The sequence below is a fragment of the Streptomyces sp. NBC_01198 genome, from assembly GCF_036010485.1.
Classification (GTDB): Bacteria; Actinomycetota; Actinomycetes; order Streptomycetales; family Streptomycetaceae; genus Actinacidiphila.
In genome coordinates this window covers 3,547,516-3,566,895 of the sequence record NZ_CP108568.1, presented here as the reverse complement: position 1 = coordinate 3,566,895, position 19,380 = coordinate 3,547,516, and the positions used below count along the sequence as shown (strand labels likewise).

Sequence of the window (19,380 nt, the reverse complement as noted above, 5' to 3'; positions counted from 1 at the left end):
GCCGGGGACGGGCTCCGCGGGAGGACGGGGGAGCGGCCGGCGCTCGGGCGTCGGTGCGCCCGGCTACACGGCCATTCCGTAGACGATGGTGAACAGCGTGCCGAGGGATCCGATGATGAACACGCCGGTCAGCCCGGCGATGATCAGTCCCTTGCCCTGCTCCGCGCTGAACGTGTCGCGCAGCGCGGTCGCGCCGATCCGCTGCTTCGCCGCACCCCAGATCGCCATGGCCAGGCACAGCAGGATCGCCACCGCCATGACCACCTCGATCATCACACGTGCTTCCTGGCCGAGGGACCCGAAAGGTCCCCAGTCCGGTGCGATGCCGCCGATGATGGTGTTGATGTCGCCCTTGGGGGCTGCCACGAACATTGAACTCACCACCCCGCTCTGTCAGTTGGCTCCCCTGCCGGGGCGCAAGGGGCCAGCATCTATCTTGACCGACGTTTCCGCTGTTGCGCGCCGCTGGACGACTTTCTCGGCGGATCGTCCGTGTGATCCGGCCCTGAGCCGTCAGACTGGTGGGCGGACCGGTGTTCGATGGGACATGGATGACTACTCTGTGTATCACGAGCATAACCGCAGGGCAACGATGGGAACGTGTGTTCCTGCAAGGTGAACACGGCGCGGCAGACGGCGCGGCGGACGGCGTGGCCGGCAAGGGGCGGAAGGGGAGGCGGCACTGATGGGACGTAAGGTCTGGCTGGCCGTCATCTTCGGTGGCGGGCTGTTCTTCTCCTTCGTGGCCCTGCTGGTGGTGGGCACCTATTCGGCCGCGGCCGGCCTGGCAGGCGGGTCCGGCGGGGCGGTGCGGCTGGCCAAGGGTGCGGTGCCGGACATCTACCAGCCGATCGTGCAGAAGTGGGGCAATCGGTGCCCCTCGCTGAATCCGGCGCTGTTGGCCGCCCAGCTCTACCAGGAGAGCGGCTGGGATCCGCGCGCGCAGAGCGGCGCTGAGGCGCAGGGCATCGCCCAGTTCATCCCGGGCACCTGGGCCACGCACGGGATCGACGGCAACGGCGACGGCAAGGCGGACGTCTGGGATCCCGAGGACGCGATCCCGTCGGCGGCGGCCTACGACTGCGACCTGGCGTCGTATGTGAAGAACGTCCCCGGTGACAACACCGACAACATGCTGGCGGCGTACAACGCGGGGGCGTACGCCGTGATCCGGTACGGCGGGGTGCCGCCCTACCGGGAGACGCAGAACTACGTGCGGACCATCCGCACCCTGGCGAAGAGCTTCGCGGCGCCGGTGGGTTCGGTGGCGCCCTCTCAGCAGGCGGCCGGTGCGATCTACTTCGCGCAGCAGCGGATCGGCACCCCCTATCTGTGGGGCGGCGAGGGGACGGCGGCGCAGGGCGGGCGGTTCGACTGCTCGGGGCTGACGCAGGCGGCGTACGCGTCGGTCGGCATCACCCTGCCGCGGGTCGCCAACGACCAGTGGAACGCCGGCGCGCACCCGGGCAGGAACGAGCTGCTGCCCGGCGACCTGGTCTTCTTCGCCAACAACCTCAACGACCCGCGCTCCATCCACCACGTCGGGATCTACGTCGGCGGCGGCTACATGATCGACGCCCCGCACACCGGCGCGGAGATCCGCTTCGACCGGATCGACAGCCCGGACTACATCGGTGCGACCCGGGTCACCCAGGCGGGCGCGGCCGCACTGCCGGCGGCCGCTGCCTGAGCCCGAGGGTCCGCGAGGCCTGCGGGCCCGGCAGCCCGCGGCCGAGGGGGCGTCAGGACACTGTCCCGACAGCGGGGCGTCATGCCCTGGCCCACGGTTGGCCATCCAGGCGTTTCGACGGGTCACCCTTGGATAACAGCATGGTGATCTTCTGGCGAAGACCGGAACGCTACGTACCGTGGCGACCGTTGTACGGGCGACAATGGGTTGGTACGCAAGCGACGGGGGTTGCGTACGTGCCGAGCCGCTGAGGCACGGTCAGTTGCTAGTGGTAAGGGGCACCACCGCCATGGCAGAGGTTGCTAACGACAGCGCGAACCCCGACATCACCCTGCTCCGCTCCATCAACGATCTCGCCAGGCAGGCGCCGCGCGGCGTCGACCGGGCCGTCGAGCACGCCGCCGCGTACGGCCTGATCGCGCTGACCGCGCTGCTGGCCGGATGGTGCTGGTGGCGAGTGGCCAGACGGTCCGCAGACGCGCCCGCCGCGGTCGCCGGGGTGCTGTGGGCCGGCCTGGCCGCCGGCGCCGCGCTGCTGCTGAACATCGCCGTACGGGCGCTGGTGCAGCGACCCCGGCCGTACGCCGACCACGACGGCCTGGACGTGCTGGTGCGCGGGCACCACACCACGTCCTTCGTCAGCGACCATGTCGCACTGACCGCCGCCGTCGCGGTCGGCCTGTTCATGGTCAGCCGCAAGGCGGGCGCGGTCGCCATAGCCCTCGCTCTGGCGGAGGGCTTCGCCCAGGTCTATCTGGGCGCGCACTACCCGACCGACGTCATCGGCGGCTTCGCGCTCGGCGCCGCGACCGTGCTGCTGCTGGCCCCGCCGGCCCTGGCGCTGCTGACCGCGCTGACCACGGCGCTGTCCCGCACCCGGGCGTCCTTCCTGGTCGTCGCGCGGCCCGCCGCGCCGTCCCGCCGCCCGCCGCGCACCCCCTCACCGCACCGCTGGCACAGCGCGGCCGACAAGGACCTGGCGGCGTAGCGGCGCTGTCAAGGGCGCCATCCGGCCGTTCACCGGCGGCGTTGGACCGTCACAGGGCCTGCGGGAAGTCGAAGAGCCGCTGCGGGTCGAGGGTGCGCTTGATCGCGGTGAGCCGGTCGGCGTTCTGCCCGTAGTAGGCGGTGCGCCAGTCGGTGAGGGCGGGGTCGGTGTAGTTCTGGTAGGCGCCGCCCGAGGCGTAGCGGCGCATCGCGCTGTGGGTGGTGTCCAGCCACGAGGTCGTGGACAGCGCGTCGGAGGCCAGGTATTGGGCCAGGAAGCGCGAGCCGCGGTGGCTGAAGGCGGTCGCGGTGGGGGAGACCCGGTTGACGGCGCCGCCGAGCGCGGTCAGGGCGATGCTGCCGGCGCCGCCGCCGGAGGCGTTGGCCAGCCGCTGGACCTGCGAGAGCAGCGCGCTGACGCCGGCCGCCGGCAGGTCGGTGTCGTAGAAGTCGGAGCGGGCGGTGTAGGTCTCGCGCTTCAGCCGGCCCGAGGGCGCCAGGTGGCACTGGGCCGCGGACAGCCCCGCGCAGCCCGCGTAGGAGAAGGTCGCGTCCAGGTAGCTGTGCGGGTGGAAGGAGACTGAGGCGGCGGCGCCGGCGGCGGACGCGAGCCGGTCGGCTGCGGCGGACAGGTCGGCGCGCGAGCCGGTGGACAGCATGGGTACGGAGACCGTCGGCGAGCCGCCGGGGGCGCAGTCCAGGTGCAGCGCGGACCAGATGTGGTCCGGCTGGTCGGGTCCCCAGCTCTGCCAGGCGCTGATCACGTCGGCGGCCCGGTTCCACGACCAGGTGAGGTAGCCGGTGACGACCTCGGGCACCGGATGGGTGGCGAAGCGCAGCGAGGTGACGACGCCGAAGTTCCCGCAGCCGGCGCCCCGCAGCGCCCAGAAGATGTCGGGCTCGTGGTCGGCCGAGACCTCATGGGTGGTGCCGTCGGCGGTGATCAGCGTGGCGCCGATCAGGTTGTCGCAGGTCAGGCCCATGGACCGGCTCATCACGCCGTGCCCGCCGCCCAGCGTGAGCCCGGACACGCCGACCGAGGGGCAGGAGCCGGCCGGGATCGTACGGCCGTGGGCGCCGAGCGTGGCGTAGACGTCGATCAGCTTGGCGCCGGCGCCGACGGTGGCGGTGGTGCCGTCCAGGTGGATCGCGTCGAGCCGGGAGACGTCGATGACGAGCTTTCCGTTGCCGCTTGACCAGCCGGCGTAGGAGTGGCCGCCGCTGCGGATGGCCGGCGTGGTCGCGGTGCGGTGGGCGAAGTCCAGGCAGCGGCGGATGTCGTCGGCGCTGGAGACGTAGGCGATGGCGGCCGGCCGCAGGGTGTCGAAGCGGGTGTTGTACAGCCGCCGGTCGGTGGCGTAGGCGGCGTCCTGCGGGCGCACCAGGTGACCGGTCAGGGCGGAGCCGAGCGCGGGCCAGTCCGCGGCGACCGGCGAGAAGCCCGGCGTCGGGGTGCGGGTGGCAGCGGCGGTGGTGGTACGCGGCGGGGCCGCCTTGCCGTTGCCGCTGTCACCGCCGCCCGGGCCGCAGCCGGTCAGCCAGGCCGCGGCGAGCGCGCCGCCGCCCGCCGTGAGCGCCGTGCGCCGCCGTATCCGGCTCGGGGACGTGGGCCGGGAGGCCGACTCATCCACTCGCTTCACCACCGCAATCCTGGGGGACTCTGCAAGTCCAAGACGTGGCGGGAGTGGTGTCGGTTGCGCCCGGGGGGCGGGGGCCGCGGATCAGCCGGCGGTGTGCTCCTGCGCGTCGCGTCTGGCCCGGTCGCGGGCCCGGCGGGCGGGGCCCTTCCAGCCGCAGGAGCAGCGGGCGCCGGCGAACGAGCCGCGTTCCTCCACGGACGTCCGGTGATCGCCGGCCGCCGGCTGCCGGCCGGTACGCAACTTGCACACCTCACCACCGTAACGGGCGTGACGGCGCGCTTCCGACCGTCGTTACCCGGGTGAGGTCCAGGCGCGGACAGGGATGGTTCAGTAATGGTTGCGGCGATGTCCACGGCGGTAGGGGCGACGGCCGCGGGGCGGCGGCTCCGGCGTACGGCGACGGCGGTGGCCGCGGCGGGCTGCGCGGTGGCGCTGGTCGCGGGCTGCGTCGAGCACGGTGCCGCCGCCGAGGGCGGGTCCGCCGCGGCGGCCGAGGCGGGCGGCGGCGGCAAGGGCGCGGGCGGCGACCCCGGGGCGGCGGTGAGGGGCGCGGCCGACACCCTGGTACGCAGTGGCAGCTCGCTGGTGGAGACCTCGATGCGGATGGCCAGCGGCGGCACCTGGGTCACCGTCACCGGCACCGGCCGCTTCGACTTCGCCAGGCGGCAGGGCGAGCTGACCCTGGTGCTGCCCAGGGACGCGGCCGGTGCGGAGGAGCACAAACCGGTCACCGAGCTGCTGACGCCGGGCGCGCTCTACATGAAGGACCGCGGCGAGGGGGTGCCGGCGGGCAAGTGGGTCCGCGTGGACACCACGACGCTGCCGGACGGCAACCTCGTCACCGGCGGCGCCACCGAGCCGCTGGCGGCCGCCGAACTGCTCCGCGGCGCCCGTCAGGTGGTGCTGGTCGGCCCCGGGGTGCTGGGCGGCACGGCCGTACGCCACTTCCGGGGCGTCGCCGACATCGCGCGCGCCGCGCAGCTGGTGGGGCCGGCCTCCGGGGCGCTCGCGGCCGCGGCCAGGGGCTTCGCCGTGACCCGGGTGCCGTTCGAGGCGTGGCTCGACGCGGACGGGCGGCTGCGCCGGCTCACCGAGCACTTCACCTTCGGCGGGCAGGGGAACGGGGTGGGCGTGGTGTCCACGACGGACTTCGACGGCTTCGGGGCGGATGTGGTTCTCGCCACACCGCGGCGCGACGACATCTGGACCGGCAAGATCGTTTCTGCGCCCTGAGCCGGGGGGGCTCGGAAAATGGTCCTTCCGTGCCATGCGCCGGGGCAAGAGGGTTCCCTACGCTGGATGGCGGCCGTTGGACGGGACGCTTGGCGGAGGAGGTGGTGCGGACATGGTGCCGTCGCCCCGGGCTACAGTCCAGGACGACCCCGTGGCCCTGGCCGAGATCGAGCTGTGCGGAGAGCTGATCATCGCCGCGTCCACCGCCGACGAGGACCGGCTGAGCTTCGCGCGCATCGACGAGGTGCTTGAGGTCGACAGGAAGCCGGCCCGCTGCTGCCGCTAGGCCGCCTCCGACGCCTCCCGGCCGCCCGCGCGCCGCGGTCCGGGGTCCGCGCCCCCGGGCCCGGCGGCCCAGGGCCCGGACGCCGCTTGGGACTTACGTCCGCAGCAGCCGCGCTATCGCCGCCGTCGCCTCCGCGACCTTCTCGTCGATCTCAGGACCGCCGCCGACCGCGGCCGCCGCGACGCAGTGCCGCAGGTGCTCCTCCAGGAGCTGCAGCGCGAAGGACTGGAGCCCCTTCGTGCTGGCGGAGACCTGGGTCAGGATGTCGATGCAGTAGACGTCCTGCTCGACCATCCGCTGGAGCCCGCGGATCTGGCCCTCGATCCGGCGCAGCCGTTTGAGGTGCGACTCTTTGTCGTGGCTATAGCCATGCGGTCCCGGCGGCGACACAATCTCGTCTGCCGCCGATCCCGCCGCTGAATCCGTCACCGCTGTCTCCGCCGCCCCCGCCGTGTCCGACATCCCGCCGCCCGACCTCTCTGTCCGTTATACCCCTGGTGGGTATATCTTACCGAATCGATATCGCGTGCGACGCATCCCTCGTCCGGGGGAGGCTGTCCCATAGGTGACACTGGATGACGCCGGTTACCTGTGGCCGGATGGTGCCCCTAGCATCAGCGAGACCGACTCCGATGTATCCCGAGGAACCCACGTGCGCTTTCGTCTGACCCCCAGGGAGACGAGCTTCTACGACATGTTCGCCGCTTCAGCGGACAACATCGTCACCGGTTCGAAGCTCCTCATGGAACTGCTCGGAGCCGATTCGGCTACCCGCATCGAGATCGCCGAGAGGATGCGGGCCGCGGAGCACGCGGGAGACGACGCGACCCACGCGATCTTCCACCAGCTGAACTCCTCGTTCATCACGCCCTTCGACCGGGAGGACATCTACACCCTGGCCGGCTCGCTCGACGACATCATGGACTTCATGGAGGAGGCCGTCGACCTGGTCGTCCTCTACAACGTCGAGGAGCTGCCGAAGGGCGTCGAGCAGCAGATCGAGGTGCTCGCCAGGGCCGCGGAGCTGACCGCGGAGGCGATGCCCAACCTGCGGACGATGTCCAACCTCACCGAGTACTGGATCGAGGTCAACCGGCTGGAGAACCAGGCCGACCAGATCCACCGCAAGCTGCTCGCCCAGCTCTTCAACGGCAAGTACGACGCGATAGAGGTGCTCAAGCTCAAGCAGATCGTCGATGTGCTGGAGGAGGCCGCGGACGCCTTCGAGCACGTGGCGAACACCGTGGAGACCATCGCGGTCAAGGAGTCCTGACCCACGTGGACACCTTCGTGCTGATCGTCACCATCGCGGTGGCGCTCTTCTTCACCTATACCAACGGTTTCCACGACTCCGCGAACGCCATCGCCACCTCGGTCTCGACCCGGGCGCTGACCCCTAAGGCGGCGCTCGCGATGGCCGCGGTGATGAACCTGGCCGGCGCCTTCCTCGGCAGCGGCGTGGCCAAGACCGTGAGCAAGGGCTTGATCGCGACGCCCGAGGGCCGCTCGGGCATGGGCATCCTCTTCGCGGCGCTGAGCGGCGCGATCGTCTGGAATCTCGTCACCTGGTACTTCGGACTGCCGTCGAGTTCCAGCCACGCGCTGTTCGGCGGCCTGGTGGGCGCGGCGCTGGCCGGCGGCACGACCGTGCACTGGTCGGGCGTGGTCGACAAGGTCATCGTGCCGATGTTCGTCTCGCCGGCGGTCGGGCTGGTGCTGGGCTACCTGGTGATGGTCGCCATCCTGTGGTTCTTCCGCCGCGCCAACCCGCACAAGGCCAAGCGCGGCTTCCGGATCGCGCAGACCGTCTCGGCGGCCGGCATGGCGCTCGGCCACGGCCTGCAGGACGCGCAGAAGACCATGGGCGTCGTGGTGCTCGCACTGGTCATCCACGACCCGGCCAACGGCTACGGCATCCCGATCTGGGTCAAGTTCGTGTGCGCGGCCATGATGTCGCTCGGCACCTACGCCGGCGGCTGGCGGATCATGCGCACCCTGGGACGGCGGATCATCGACCTGGACCCGCCGCAGGGCTTCGCGGCCGAGACGACGTCCGCGTCGATCCTCTACGCGACCTCGTACATCTTCCAGGCGCCGGTCTCCACCACCCACGTGATCACGTCCTCGATCATGGGCGTCGGCGCCACCCGCCGGGTCAAGGCGGTGCGCTGGGGGGTGGCCAAGAACATCGTGGCGGGCTGGTTCATCACCATGCCGGCCGCGGCGCTGGTGGCCGCCGCCGGCTACTACGTCATCAAGCTGGTCTTCGGCTGACCCGCGCGGAAACGTCCCGGCACGGATCAGGCCCCGCCCCCGGGAAGGGGGCGGGGCCTGCGCCCTGCGGTGGCACCGCCATGCAGCACCGCACGGCGGTCCTGGTTATCCGAAGCGGCCGGAAATGTAGTCCTCGGTGGCCTGCACGGACGGGTTGGAGAAGATCCGCTCGGTGTCGTCGATCTCGATGAGCTTGCCGGGCTGGCCGACGGCCGAGAGGTTGAAGAAGGCCGTGCGGTCCGAGACGCGGGCGGCCTGCTGCATGTTGTGCGTGACGATGACGATGGTGAACCGGGTCTTGAGCTCGCCGATCAGGTCCTCGATGGCGAGGGTGGAGATCGGGTCGAGCGCCGAGCACGGCTCGTCCATCAGGAGTACCTGCGGCTCGACCGCGATGGCGCGGGCGATGCACAGCCGCTGCTGCTGGCCGCCGGACAGGCCGGAACCGGGCTTGTTCAGCCGGTCCTTGACCTCGTTCCACAGGTTGGCGCCCTTGAGCGACTTCTCGACGATGCCTTCGAGCTCGTTCTTCTTGCGGACGCCGTTGAGCTTCAGGCCGGCCGCCACGTTGTCGTAGATCGACATGGTGGGGAACGGGTTCGGCCGCTGGAAGACCATGCCCACGGTGCGGCGGACGCTCACCGGGTCGACGCCCGACCCGTACAGGTTCTCGTCGTCCAGCATCACCTTGCCCTCGACGCGGCCGCCGGGGGTGACCTCGTGCATGCGGTTCAGGGTGCGCAGGAAGGTGGACTTGCCGCAGCCGGACGGGCCGATGAAGGCCGTCACCGAGCCGGGCTCGATCGTCATGGAGATGTCGTCGATCGCCTTGAAGGCGCTGTAGTAGGCGGAGAGGCCGCTGATGTCGATGCGTTTGGCCATGGGGATCACTTCTCTTCTGCGGGCGGTCTGCTGACTTCTGGGTGGGGCCGCGTCAGCGACCGGCCTTGGGCGCCTTCCAGCGGGAGATGACCCGGGCGATGAGGTTCAGGATCATCACGAACGCGATGAGGACCAGGGCGGCCCCCCACGCACGGTCGTAGCTGGGCTGGTTGCCGTTGTTGTACTGCTCGAAGATGTAGTAGGGCAGCGACGACTGCGGACCCTCGAAGGGGTTGGTGTTGATCGTCGCCGCGCCGAAGACCAGCAGGGCGATCGGGGCGCTCTCACCCGCGATACGCGCGATCGCCAGCATGATGCCGGTGCTGATGCCGCCGACGGCGGTCGGCAGGACCACCTTGACGATGGTGCGCCACTTCGGGATGCCCAGCGCCAGCGAGGCCTCGCGCAGCTCGTTGGGCACCAGCTTGAGCATCTCCTCGGTGGAGCGCACCACGACCGGCATCATCAGCAGGGCGAGCGCGAGCGAGCCGGCGAAGCCGGACGCCGGGGCCTTGCCGATGACCACGAACCAGACCGACAGGATGAACAGGCCGGCCACGATCGAGGGGATGCCGGTCATGACGTCCACGAAGAAGGTCACGAACTTCGCGAGCCTGCCCCTGCCGTACTCCACCAGGTAGATCGCGGTGAGCATGCCCAGCGGGGCGGCGATGACGGTGGCGATGCCGACCTGCTCCAGGGTGCCGATGATGGCGTGGTAGACGCCGCCGCCGGGACCGAGGGTCAGGACGTTGTTCATCGAGTGGGTGAGGAAGGTGCCGTCCAGGATCCCGACGCCCTTGCTGATCGTCGTCTGGACCAGCGAGTACAGCGGGACGACGGCCAGGATGAAGCTCGACCAGACCAGGCTGGTGGCCACCCGGTCCTTGGCCTGCCTGCGGCCCTCGACCCGGGCGGTGATGGCGTAGGAGCCGGCCACGAAGAGGATCAGGGCGATCAGGCCCCACTGGATGTGGCTGCTCAGGCCGGCGCCGGCGCCGATCGCCACGGCGATCACGATGGCGCCCGCGGCGATGGCCAGCGGGCTCCAGCGCGGCAGGTGGCGGGAGGCGAGCCGCGGGGAGGAGGGCGTGCCGGACGTCCGCTTGGCGTCCATGACCGTGTCGCTCATGCGTTGGCCCCCGAGTATTCCTTCCGCCGCTGGATGATGATCCGCGCGGCACCGTTGACCAGCAGGGTGATCAGGAACAGCACCAGGCCGGAGGCGATCAGCGCGTCCCGGCCGAAGTCGTCGGCCTCGCCGAATTTGGCGACGATGTTCTGCGAGAAGGTGCCGCCGACCGGGTCCAGGATGTGCCCGGACAGCGTCGGCGACGCGGACAGCACGGTGGCCACCGCCATGGTCTCGCCGAGCGCGCGGCCCAGGCCCAGCATGGAGGCGCTGATGATGCCGGAGCGGGCGAAGGGCAGCACCGACAGGCGGATGACCTCCCAGCGGGTCGCGCCGAGCGCGAGCGCCGCCTCCTCGTGCATCTTCGGCACCTGGTTGATCACTTCGCGGCTGACGTTGGTGATGATCGGCAGGATCATGATCGCCAGCAGGATGCCCACGGTGAACAGCGAGCGGGCCGCGGAGTTGGGGTCTTCCTTGTGGAAGATGTACGTCCAGCCCAGGTAGTCGTCCAGCCAGAGGTTGACGCCCTTGAGGTGCGGCACCAGGAAGAGGGCGCCCCACAGGCCGTAGACGATGCTGGGCACCGCGGCGAGCAGGTCGATCACGTAGGCGATCGGGCCGCCCAGGCGGCGCGGTGCGTAGTGGGTGATGAAAAGGGCGATGCCGATCGCGATCGGCACCGCGATGGCCATCGCGATGATCGAGCTGACCACGGTGCCGTAGGCCAGCACCGCGATGCCGAAGGCCGGCGGGTTCAGGCTGGGCGTCCACTCGAAGGTGGTCAGGAAGTTGGCGTGGTCCTTGGAGATCGCGCTGACCGCGCGCACGGTGAGGAAGACCGCGATGGCGGCCATCACCACAAGCAGCAGGATGCCGGATCCGCGGGCGAGGCCGGCGAACACCCGGTCGCCGGGGCGGGACACGGCCTTGGCGGCCCGATGCGCCTCGGGCCTGGTGGGGGGTGGAGCGGTGGTTGTCATAGGTCGTCTTCTCCGGTCTGGGTGGGGGAGCTCACTCCCCCGGCGGCGGTGCACCGGATACGCGGCAGGGTCCCGCGGCCGTCGGCCGCGGGACCCGCCGCGCGTGGATCAGGAAAGGGCGGAGACGGTGGAGCGGACCTTCGTGGCGATCTCGGTCGGCAGCGGCGCGTAGCCGGCGGCGGCGAGCTTGGCCTGGCCGGCCTCGCTGGCGACGTAGGTCAGGAAGGACTTGGTCAGCGGCAGGGTGTCGGCCTTGTTGCCCTTGTCGCAGGCGATCTCGTACGTCACCAGGACGATCGGGTAGGCGTTGTCCGCCTTGGTGGTGTACGCGGCGCCGAGGTCGAGCGCCAGGTCGGAGCCGGTGCCGACGACCTTCGCCTGGGCGATGCCCGCGGAGGCGTTGTCGGTGGTGGCCTCGACCGGGGCGGCGGCACCGGTGTTGATCTTGACCGTGGGGATGCTGCTGGCGGTCGCGTAGGACAGCTCGAAGTAGCCGATCGAGCCCTCGGTCTGCTTGACCAGCGCGGCGACGCCCGCGGACTTCGGAGCGGCCTGGCCGCCCTTGGCGGCCCACGCCTTGGCGTGCTCGTACGGCCAGTCGGCCGGCGCGGAGCCCTTGAAGTACTTGGTCAGGTTGTCGGTGGTGCCGGAGTCGTCCTGGCGGTGGACCGACTGGATCTTGGTGCTCGGCAGGTTGACACCCGGGTTGAGCGTCTTGATCGCGTTGTCGTTCCAGTTGGTGATCTTGCCGTTGAAGATCTTCGCCAGGGTGGAGCCGTTCAGCACCAGGTTGTTCACGCCGGGCAGGTTGTAACCGATGGCGATCGGGCCGCCGACCATGGGGATGTTGATGCCCTGGCCGCCGGTGCAGACGCTCTTGGACTTGTCGACCTCTTCGGGCTTCAGCGGCGAGTCGGAGCCGGCGAAGGCGTCCGTGCCGTTGTTGAAGTCGATGATTCCCTCGCCGGAGGAGGACGGCTTGTAGTTGATCGTCGAGCCGCTGCACGCCTGCTGGTAGTCCTTGACCCAGGACTCGACCGCGTTCTGCTGGGCGGTCGAACCCGAGGACAGGATCTTGCCGGTCGCGCAGGAGATGCCCGAGGCGCTGGTGCCGCTCGACGCGCTGCTCGAACCGCTGGCCGAGTTGCTCGGTGTGCTGCTGCTGTCGCTGTTGTCGTCCGAACCGCAGGCCGACAGGACGAGCGCACCGGTAATCGCGACCGCGCCGACGGTCAGGGCCCGCAGCCCGCTCTTACGCTGAAGCTTCACCTTCGTGTGTTCCTTCCGAGAGCCCGCCGGTCGACGGCGAAGCATTGTCACTACGTCCTCCGGCGGCTGGTGCACACCGGTAAGGCCGAAATTAGGCAGATCAGGTGAAGCGACCAACGGGGACGGGTGAACGCCGGGTGAACCTCACCCGTCAGCCCGGTGCCATCCCTTCCAGGGGGGCGGGAGGTACGTACGTTCCGCCTGCGCCGACCCGCAGCCCCGCTCCTCCTCCGCCATTCCCCGCGCCCCTGCAGGGGTGCCCTCTGCGGTGGGGGGCGCCCCTGCAGGGGTGCCCTCTGCGCTGGGGCGAGCCCACCAGGGGCGCGGGGAACGGCGCGACAAGCCCCCACCGGGGGCGCGGGTTGTCACCGGTCGGGAGGGGTGGTTGCTGTCGTGTCCGGGCCACCGGGGGTGGTGGGTTGCGCGCGCAGTTGCTCGCGTCCCTGGGGGGCGCCCGTTTCGGGGCGGGGGGAGGTTTGCCCCCTCAGGCCAGGGTCAGCAGGAGCGCGGTGATCAGGGGGCGGTCGCGGTCGTGGGTGAGGCGGTGGTGGGCCGCGGTCGGGGGGAGCCAGACCATCGCGTCCACCTCCGTGTTGGCGACGAAGTCGCCCGCGTGGGCCCGGGCGGCCCAGTAGCGGACCTCCTTGGGGCGCCCGTCCACCAGGTAGCGCGTCGCGGGCAGCACCGCGCCCAGGTCGCAGCCGAGGCCGGTCTCCTCGCGGGTCTCCCGCACCGCGGCGTCGGCGAATTGCTCGCCCCGCTTGAGTTTGCCCTTGGGCAGGCTCCAGTCGTCGTACCGCGGCCGGTGGATCAGCGCGATCTCGACGCCCGCAGGGGCGGTGCGCCACAGCACCACGCCCGCCGCCAGGACGGCCGCGCTCTCGCCGGTCACCGGGCGCGCGGCTTCGGGACGGCCGGCTGCCACAGCCGGGAGAAGGCGAAGCGGGCCGCCTCGACCTCGTGCCGCTGGTCGGCGTGCAGCACGCCGAGGGCGTAGGCGGTGGCCGGCGCGATCCGCGGGGTGCGGGCCGCGGTGGCGACCGCGGCGGCGGACTCGGCGGCCTCGCGGTGCCGTTCGAGCAGCAGTGCCGCGTCGGCGAGCCGCTGCCGGTCGGCCGCGTCACCCTCGGGACGGCTGACCTCGGCCGCGTAACGGCTCAGCCGCAGCAGCACCCGGACCTGGTGCCAGGGCGCGTCCTGCAGGTCGGCGGTGAGGTCGGCGCCCAGGGAGGCCTGGACGGCGTCGGCGTTGTACGGGTGCGCCGCCCGGTGCAGCGGCAGCGCGGCCGCGGCGTCGGCCAGCCGGGCGTAAGCCTGCGCGGCCATCGGCGGCATGACGGTGGCGGCCGGCCCGGCGGCGGCGGGGGTGAGCGGCACCTCGGAGGCCAGCACGGCGATCGCGTCGGCCAGCGCGTGGAAGCGCGAGGAGCCCACGGCCTGCAGCGACGCCGAGTGCGCCCGGGTCCGCGCCAGCGTCAGCTGGCGTTCGAGCAGGGCGCCGGCCCGGGCCGCGCCCAGCGCGAGCGGCCCGCCGGCGGGCGCGGGCGGCGGCGCGCCGCCCACCGTGACGGCCTCCTGCTCCTCCACGGTGACCGAGAGCCGCCGCAGCGCGCCCAGCAGCCGGTCCAGCCGGGAGACGTACCGCGGCTCGCGGCCCAGCGTCGTGGACAGCCAGCCCAGTTCCACCCGCAGCGGCTCGGCCCAGCCGGCGTCGGTGAGGGTGCCGTAGATGTGCAGCACCCCGCCGATCCGGCGGGCGCTGCCGCGCAGCAGCCTGTCGGCCTCGGTCTCGTTCCCGCCGCGCAGGCTCAGCCCGCGCAGGAAGGCGGTGGCACGCTCGTGCAGGTAGCGGGTCAGCACCTCGCCCGCGGTGCCGCCGCCCGGCGGCCTGGCTGCGTCGTACGCTTCGGCATTCATGCTCGCGCTGATCCCCGTGTCCCCGTTGTCTGCCGGTGCGCTGCCGCCGGGCGCGGGCAGGCGTGGCGGCCTGGCTCTGGTCGGTGCTGCGGACGGGGGCGGGTGGGCAGCCGCGCTGCCCCCGTCCGGCGGAGTCTGGCTGTGCCGCGGCGGCAGCCGGTCAGGTAGCTGCTGATGGGCCACGCCGGCGCCTCCGGGCGTCGATGAGCATCTCCTGGATGTTGCGCAGCGGGCGCCCCTCGGCGTCGGTGCTGTGCCGTATCCAGTTGCCGTCAGCCGCCAGGTGCCAGGAGGACGTGCTGTCCGACATCCCGGTCTCCAGCAGGCGGTTGAGGGTGGCGCGGTGGGCCGGGTCGGCGACCCTGACCAGCGCCTCGATGCGGCGGTCGAGGTTACGGTGCATCAGGTCGGCGCTGCCGAACCACACTTCGGGCTCGCCGCCGTTGCCGAACGCGAACACCCGGGAGTGTTCGAGGAAGCGCCCCAGGATGCTGCGGACCCGGATGTTCTCCGACAGCCCGGCGACACCCGGCCGTACCGCGCAGATCCCGCGGACCCAGATGTCCACCGGGACACCGGCCTGCGAGGCCCGGTACAGGGCGTCGATCACCGCCTCGTCCACGATCGAGTTGACCTTGATGCGGACGAACGCGGGCCGTCCGGCCCTGTGGTGCTCGATCTCGGCCATGATCCGGGAGACCAGGCCGTCGCGCAGGTTGCGCGGGGCGACCAGCAGCCGGTTGTACGTGGCGCGCCGCGAGTAGCCGGACAGCCGGTTGAACAGGTGCGAGAGGTCCGCCCCGACCTGCGGGTCCGCGGTCAGCAGGCCCAGGTCCTCGTAGAGCCTGGCCGTCTTGGGGTGGTAGTTGCCGGTGCCGACGTGGCTGTAGCGGCGGAGGGTGTCGCCCTCCTGTCTGACCACCAGCGACAGCTTGCAGTGCGTCTTGAGGCCGACCAGGCCGTAGACGACGTGGCAGCCGGCCTCTTCGAGCTTTCTGGCCCACTTGATGTTGGCCTGCTCGTCGAAGCGCGCCTTGATCTCCACCAGCACCAGCACCTGCTTGCCCGCCTCGGCCGCGTCGATCAGCGCGTCCACGATCGGCGAGTCACCTGAGGTGCGGTAGAGGGTCTGCTTGATGGCCAGCACGGTCGGGTCGGCCGCCGCCTGGTCCAGGAAGGCCTGCACGGAGGTGGAGAACGAGTCGTACGGGTGGTGCAGCAGGATGTCCCGCTCCCGCACCGCCGCGAAGATGTCCGGCGGCGTCGCCGACTCCACCTCGGCCAGGTCGCGGTGGGTGCCGGCGATGAAGCGCTGGAACTTCAGCTCAGGGCGGTCCAGGGCGGCGATCGCGAACAGCCCGGTCAGGTCGAGCGGCCCCGGCAGCGGATAGACCTCGGTGTGCTTCATCTTCAGCTCGTGCACCAGCAGGTCCAGCACCCGCGGGGCGATCGACTCCTCGACCTCCAGGCGCACCGGCGGCCCGAAGCGGCGCCGCATCAGCTCCTTCTCCAGCGCCTGGAGCAGATTCTCGGCGTCGTCCTCCTCGACCTCCAGGTCCTCGTTCCTGGTGACACGGAACATGTGGTGGTCGAGGACGTCCATGCCCGGGAAGAGCTCCTCCAGGTGCGCGGCGATCACGTCCTCCAGCGGGACGTAGCGCTGCGGCCCGGCCTCCAGGAAGCGCGACAGGATCGGCGGCACCTTCACCCGGGCGAAGTGCTCGTGCCCGGAGACGGGATTGCGCACCACCACCGCCAGGTTCAGCGACAGGCCCGAGATGTACGGGAAGGGGTGCGCCGGGTCGACGGCCAGCGGCGTCAGCACCGGGAAGATCTGCTGCCGGAAGAGCGTGGCGAGCCGCGCCTGCTCCTTCTCGGTCAGCTCGGCCCAGCGGATGACGTGGATGCCCTCGTCGGCCAGCTGCGGGGCGACGTCGTTCTGGAAGCAGGCCGCGTGCCTGGCCATCAGCTCCCGCGACCTGGTCAGGATCAGGTCCAGCACGTCCCTGGGCTGCAGCCCGGAGGCGGACCGGGTGGCGACCCCGGTGGCCATCCGGCGCTTCAGGCCGGCGACCCTGACCATGAAGAACTCGTCCAGGTTGCTGGCGAATATGGCCAGGAAGTTAGCCCGTTCGAGTAGCGGGGTGGCCGGGTCCTCGGCCAGTTCGAGCACCCGCTCGTTGAAGGCCAGCCAGCTGCGTTCCCGGTCCAGGAAGCGGCCCTGCGGCAGCTCCTCGCCGTACTCCTCGCTGGCCGCGTCCAGGCCTGGCGGCTCCGGCTCCAGGTCGGGTACGACCCGCGGCCGGAAGGTGCCGAACACATCGGTGGTGCCCTCGCCTGACCCCTGCGGGGGCTGGGCAGGGACACTGGGCTGATTCGTCTGGGCCATGGTGCGCGAGCCCTCCTCCGGTTCCGGCACGTCGAACACGCGGCCGACACCCCCCGTCAGGCGGCCAGCAGCCGTCACTCCATTGTCTCGTGCCAAGGGGGGTTTCGGCAGGTCGGCCGGGGGTGGGCAGTGGGGGGCAGCGGGCTGCATCCTGAGATGCTTGCAAGGGCGATTGAACCAGCGGTAACGAGAGCATGGCCGTCAGGCAAGCGCAGCGCCTCCGGCGGGGGAGAGCCGACGTCCTGGCCGCGCCCGTCCCCCCGGCTCGGGAGGCGGTGCCACGTGCGGTGGCGGCGGCCCTTCCCCGCCGTCGTGCCTGGTCGCTCCGTTCTCCCCCAGCGCTTCGCCTGGGCGTACCCCCACGCGCCCCTGGGTGGGTGCCACTTGCGGTGGCCTGTCGCCCTTGCGGCGCGCGGGGGCTGAGTGCGCAGTTCCCCGCGCCCCTGGTGAGTTCGGCCCAGCCGCAGAGGGAACCCATGAGGGGCGCGGGGAACTGCGCGACCAGCCCCCGCCGGGCCGCAGGCGAGACGCCACCGCAAGGGGCAGGGCCTCACCGGCCTACCCCAGTGGCTACGTCTCGGTGCGGTACATCAGGTCGACCTCGTAGGTCGTGAATCCGAGGCGGTCGTAGACCGCCACGGCGGCCGCGTTGTCGGCGTCGACGTAGAGGAGGACGCCCGGCAGGCCGCGGTCGGCGGCGAGGTGGCGCAGGCCGATCGTGGTGAGGGCGCGGCCCAGGCCGCTGCCCTGCTCGGCGGGGGCGACGCCGACGACGTAGACCTCGCCGAGCCCCAGGTCGGCGTGGACCTTGGTCCAGTGGAAGCCGACCAGCTCGGAGCCGCGGAAGGCCAGGAAGAAGCCGTCCGGGTCGAACCACGGCTCGCCCATGCGGTCGTCGAGGTCACGCTGGGTGAGGGAGCCCTGCTCGGGGTGGTGGGCGAAGGCGGCCGCGTTGAGGGCGAGCCAGTCCGCGTCGTCCTGCCCGGGCCGGAAGGTCCGTACGGTCACCCCGTCGGGCAGCACCGGCTCGGGCAGCGCCGCGTCCAGCGGCATCCGCATCTGCCGCAGCTCGCGGAAGAGGTTGAGCCCGAGCCGGACCGACAGGTGGCGGGCTGCGGGGTGCCCGCCGTGCGCCCACACCCGCAGCCGGCGCCCGGTGGCGGCGAGCAGCTCGTCGCCGAGCGCCTGCCCGTGCCCGTTCAGCCGGTGCTCGGGGTGCACCACGAACTCCGCGGCGGGCGCCTCGACGGGGTCGGTGTCCTCGATCTGTCCGTAACCGGCGAGGGCGTCGCCGGACCACAGCAGCAGGTGGCGTACGCCCTCCCGGCCGCTCCTGCGCACGTGCAGCCTGCCCTGCTCGGACACCGCGGACTGCCCGTCCGCTGTCGCGGCGGTCGCGATCAGGCCGAGCACCGCCTGCGCGGTGTCGGCGGGAAGGTCGGTGAGGGTGTCGATCCGCCGGTCGCTCATGCCGGAATCGTACGGGGCCGGTCGGTCCCGTTGCGGGCGGGCGCCGCACGCGTCACCGGGATGATCGCGGCGGAGGCGCACGCGGTGAGGGCGGCCAGCGCGAAACCGGGCCAGTAGGCGGTGGCGGAGATGACCGCGGCCATGGCCGGCGGTACGACCGCGGCGGTCAGGTTCTGGCCGGTGTTGTGGACGCCGAGGGCCCGGCCGGACCAGGCGGGGCCCGCGTGTTCCGCGGTGGAGGTGAACGACAGCCCGTTGGTGCTCGACGTGACGGCGATGGCGGCCACCAGCAGGACGGCGGTCAGCGGCGAGGGGAAGGCGGTGGTCAGCGCGGTAGCGGCCACCACCGCGGCGGTGATCACCGCCAGCTGCCGCATGGGCCGCAGCCGGTCGCCGACCCGGTCCGACCAGCGGCCGACCAGGATGCGGGAGAGCGCGCCCAACCCCTGGGCGACGGCGATCAGCTGCCCGGCGTGCACCGGGGTCCAGCCGCGGACGTCCACCAGCAGCACCAGCGCGAAGGCCCCGGCGGTGAACTGCGGGACGACCAGCAGCGCGGCCGAGCCGTGGATCCGCCACAGCAGGCGCGAGCCCCGGTAGGGGTTGGGGGCGGGTTCCGTGGTCTTCGCGGCGGGCCTGGCGGGATCGGCGGCGAAGAGCGCGATCAGCACGGCGATCACCGCGCACAGCGCGGCCAGGAAGCCGAAGGCGCCGCGCAGCCCGTGCGCGTCGGCCAGCGGCGGCATTGCCAGCGCGGCCAGGCCCATCCCCAGCGGGGTGGACGTCTGCCTGATGCCCATGGCCAGGCCGCGCTCGCTCGCGGCGAACCAGCCCATGACCAGCCGCCCGCTGGCGGAGTAGACCGACGCGCCGGTGGCACCGGCCAGCACCAGCAGCGCGCCGAGCGCCACCATCCCGTGCGCCCCCCACGCGGCCCCGCCCAGTGCTGCGGCGGCCGCGCCGAGGCCCGCGGCGATGACCACCCGCTCGCCCCACCGGTCGGCGGCGGCGCCCCATCCGTAGAGCGCGAGCACCAGGCCGACCGTCGGGCAGGCCACCAGCAGGCCGACCTGGGTGAGGCTCAGGTGCTGCCGGGTGCGCAGGTCGTCGGCGAGATAGGGGATGCCGTAGACGAAGGCGCAGGCTGCGGTCTGTGCTGCGGTTCCCAGCGCGAGCATGATCCAGCGACGCACGGTCGGCGCACCTCCCGGTTGAGTGGATGATGCAT

The 19,380-nt window shown here is 71.8% G+C and carries 19 protein-coding genes; 6 read left to right on the top strand and 13 right to left on the bottom strand.

What is annotated here, in order from left to right; genetic code table 11:
* Positions 1-63: 63 nt before the first annotated feature.
* Positions 64-372: a hypothetical protein gene (locus OG702_RS16060; RefSeq protein ID WP_031524459.1), complete on the bottom strand. Its 309-nt coding sequence runs from the start codon at positions 370-372 to the stop codon at positions 64-66.
* 313 nt (positions 373-685) lie between these two features.
* Here OG702_RS16060 and OG702_RS16055 point away from each other — a divergent pair, with 313 nt between their 5' ends.
* Together OG702_RS16055 and OG702_RS16050 are read left to right on the top strand one after the other, a co-directional pair.
* Positions 686-1,690, top strand: a complete 1,005-nt coding sequence (locus OG702_RS16055; protein WP_327289572.1) for a C40 family peptidase — start codon at positions 686-688, stop codon at positions 1,688-1,690.
* Positions 1,691-1,979: 289 nt separating this feature from the next.
* A complete protein-coding gene (locus tag OG702_RS16050; protein WP_327289571.1) occupies positions 1,980-2,678 on the top strand; it encodes a phosphatase PAP2 family protein in 699 nt (232 codons plus the stop codon).
* Between the two features lie 49 nt (positions 2,679-2,727).
* Here OG702_RS16050 and OG702_RS16045 read toward each other — a convergent pair whose 3' ends face one another.
* Together OG702_RS16045 and OG702_RS16040 are read right to left on the bottom strand one after the other, a co-directional pair.
* A complete protein-coding gene (locus tag OG702_RS16045; RefSeq protein WP_327289570.1) occupies positions 2,728-4,317 on the bottom strand; it encodes an FAD-binding oxidoreductase in 1,590 nt (529 codons plus the stop codon).
* A gap of 81 nt (positions 4,318-4,398) precedes the next feature.
* Positions 4,399-4,566 (bottom strand): hypothetical protein, encoded by a 168-nt coding sequence (locus OG702_RS16040; RefSeq protein WP_327293489.1) that lies wholly within the window; start codon positions 4,564-4,566, stop codon positions 4,399-4,401.
* Positions 4,567-4,662: 96 nt separating this feature from the next.
* Here OG702_RS16040 and OG702_RS16035 point away from each other — a divergent pair, with 96 nt between their 5' ends.
* Both OG702_RS16035 and OG702_RS16030 read left to right on the top strand, forming a co-directional pair.
* A complete protein-coding gene (locus OG702_RS16035) occupies positions 4,663-5,550 on the top strand; it encodes a hypothetical protein (protein ID WP_327289569.1) in 888 nt (295 codons plus the stop codon).
* Between the two features lie 112 nt (positions 5,551-5,662).
* On the top strand, positions 5,663-5,836 hold the full coding sequence (locus OG702_RS16030) for a hypothetical protein (RefSeq protein WP_327289568.1): 174 nt from the start codon (positions 5,663-5,665) through the stop codon (positions 5,834-5,836).
* Positions 5,837-5,929: 93 nt separating this feature from the next.
* Here the strand turns inward: OG702_RS16030 and OG702_RS16025 are convergent, their stop codons facing one another.
* Positions 5,930-6,298, bottom strand: a complete 369-nt coding sequence (locus OG702_RS16025) for a metal-sensitive transcriptional regulator (RefSeq protein WP_442814437.1) — start codon at positions 6,296-6,298, stop codon at positions 5,930-5,932.
* A gap of 190 nt (positions 6,299-6,488) precedes the next feature.
* On the opposite strand from OG702_RS16025, the gene OG702_RS16020 reads away from it, so the two are divergent.
* Positions 6,489-7,109, top strand: a complete 621-nt coding sequence (locus OG702_RS16020) for a DUF47 domain-containing protein (RefSeq protein WP_327289566.1) — start codon at positions 6,489-6,491, stop codon at positions 7,107-7,109.
* A gap of 5 nt (positions 7,110-7,114) precedes the next feature.
* A complete protein-coding gene (locus tag OG702_RS16015) occupies positions 7,115-8,110 on the top strand; it encodes an inorganic phosphate transporter (RefSeq protein WP_327289565.1) in 996 nt (331 codons plus the stop codon).
* A 105-nt stretch (positions 8,111-8,215) separates the two neighbouring features.
* Here OG702_RS16015 and pstB read toward each other — a convergent pair whose 3' ends face one another.
* The 9 genes from pstB to OG702_RS15970 form a co-directional block, all read right to left on the bottom strand.
* Positions 8,216-8,992, bottom strand: coding sequence for a phosphate ABC transporter ATP-binding protein PstB (pstB, locus tag OG702_RS16010; protein ID WP_327289564.1), 777 nt, complete (start codon positions 8,990-8,992; stop codon positions 8,216-8,218).
* A gap of 52 nt (positions 8,993-9,044) precedes the next feature.
* Positions 9,045-10,124 carry a phosphate ABC transporter permease PstA gene (gene pstA, locus OG702_RS16005; RefSeq protein WP_327289563.1) on the bottom strand — a complete coding sequence of 360 codons (1,080 nt, stop codon included), beginning with the start codon at positions 10,122-10,124 and terminating at the stop codon, positions 9,045-9,047.
* The gene (pstC, locus tag OG702_RS16000) at positions 10,121-11,107 is read right to left on the bottom strand and encodes a phosphate ABC transporter permease subunit PstC (protein WP_327289562.1); all 987 of its coding nucleotides are present in this window, start codon (positions 11,105-11,107) and stop codon (positions 10,121-10,123) included. Before pstC ends, pstA begins: the two co-directional genes overlap by 4 nt.
* 108 nt (positions 11,108-11,215) lie before the next feature.
* The gene (gene pstS, locus OG702_RS15995; RefSeq protein WP_327289561.1) at positions 11,216-12,376 is read right to left on the bottom strand and encodes a phosphate ABC transporter substrate-binding protein PstS; all 1,161 of its coding nucleotides are present in this window, start codon (positions 12,374-12,376) and stop codon (positions 11,216-11,218) included.
* A gap of 484 nt (positions 12,377-12,860) precedes the next feature.
* Positions 12,861-13,268, bottom strand: a complete 408-nt coding sequence (locus tag OG702_RS15990; protein WP_327289560.1) for an NUDIX hydrolase — start codon at positions 13,266-13,268, stop codon at positions 12,861-12,863.
* Complete coding sequence (locus OG702_RS15985) at positions 13,265-14,293, bottom strand: CHAD domain-containing protein (protein WP_327289559.1); 1,029 nt, start codon at positions 14,291-14,293, stop codon at positions 13,265-13,267. Before OG702_RS15985 ends, OG702_RS15990 begins: the two co-directional genes overlap by 4 nt.
* Positions 14,294-14,453: 160 nt before the next feature.
* Entirely contained in the window at positions 14,454-16,682 is a 2,229-nt protein-coding gene (locus OG702_RS15980) for an RNA degradosome polyphosphate kinase (RefSeq protein ID WP_327289558.1), read from the bottom strand.
* 570 nt (positions 16,683-17,252) lie between these two features.
* A complete protein-coding gene (mshD, locus tag OG702_RS15975) occupies positions 17,253-18,152 on the bottom strand; it encodes a mycothiol synthase (protein WP_327289557.1) in 900 nt (299 codons plus the stop codon).
* Positions 18,149-19,345: an MFS transporter gene (locus tag OG702_RS15970; protein WP_327289556.1), complete on the bottom strand. Its 1,197-nt coding sequence runs from the start codon at positions 19,343-19,345 to the stop codon at positions 18,149-18,151. The genes mshD and OG702_RS15970 overlap by 4 nt, the downstream gene beginning before the upstream one ends.
* Positions 19,346-19,380: the final 35 nt, after the last annotated feature.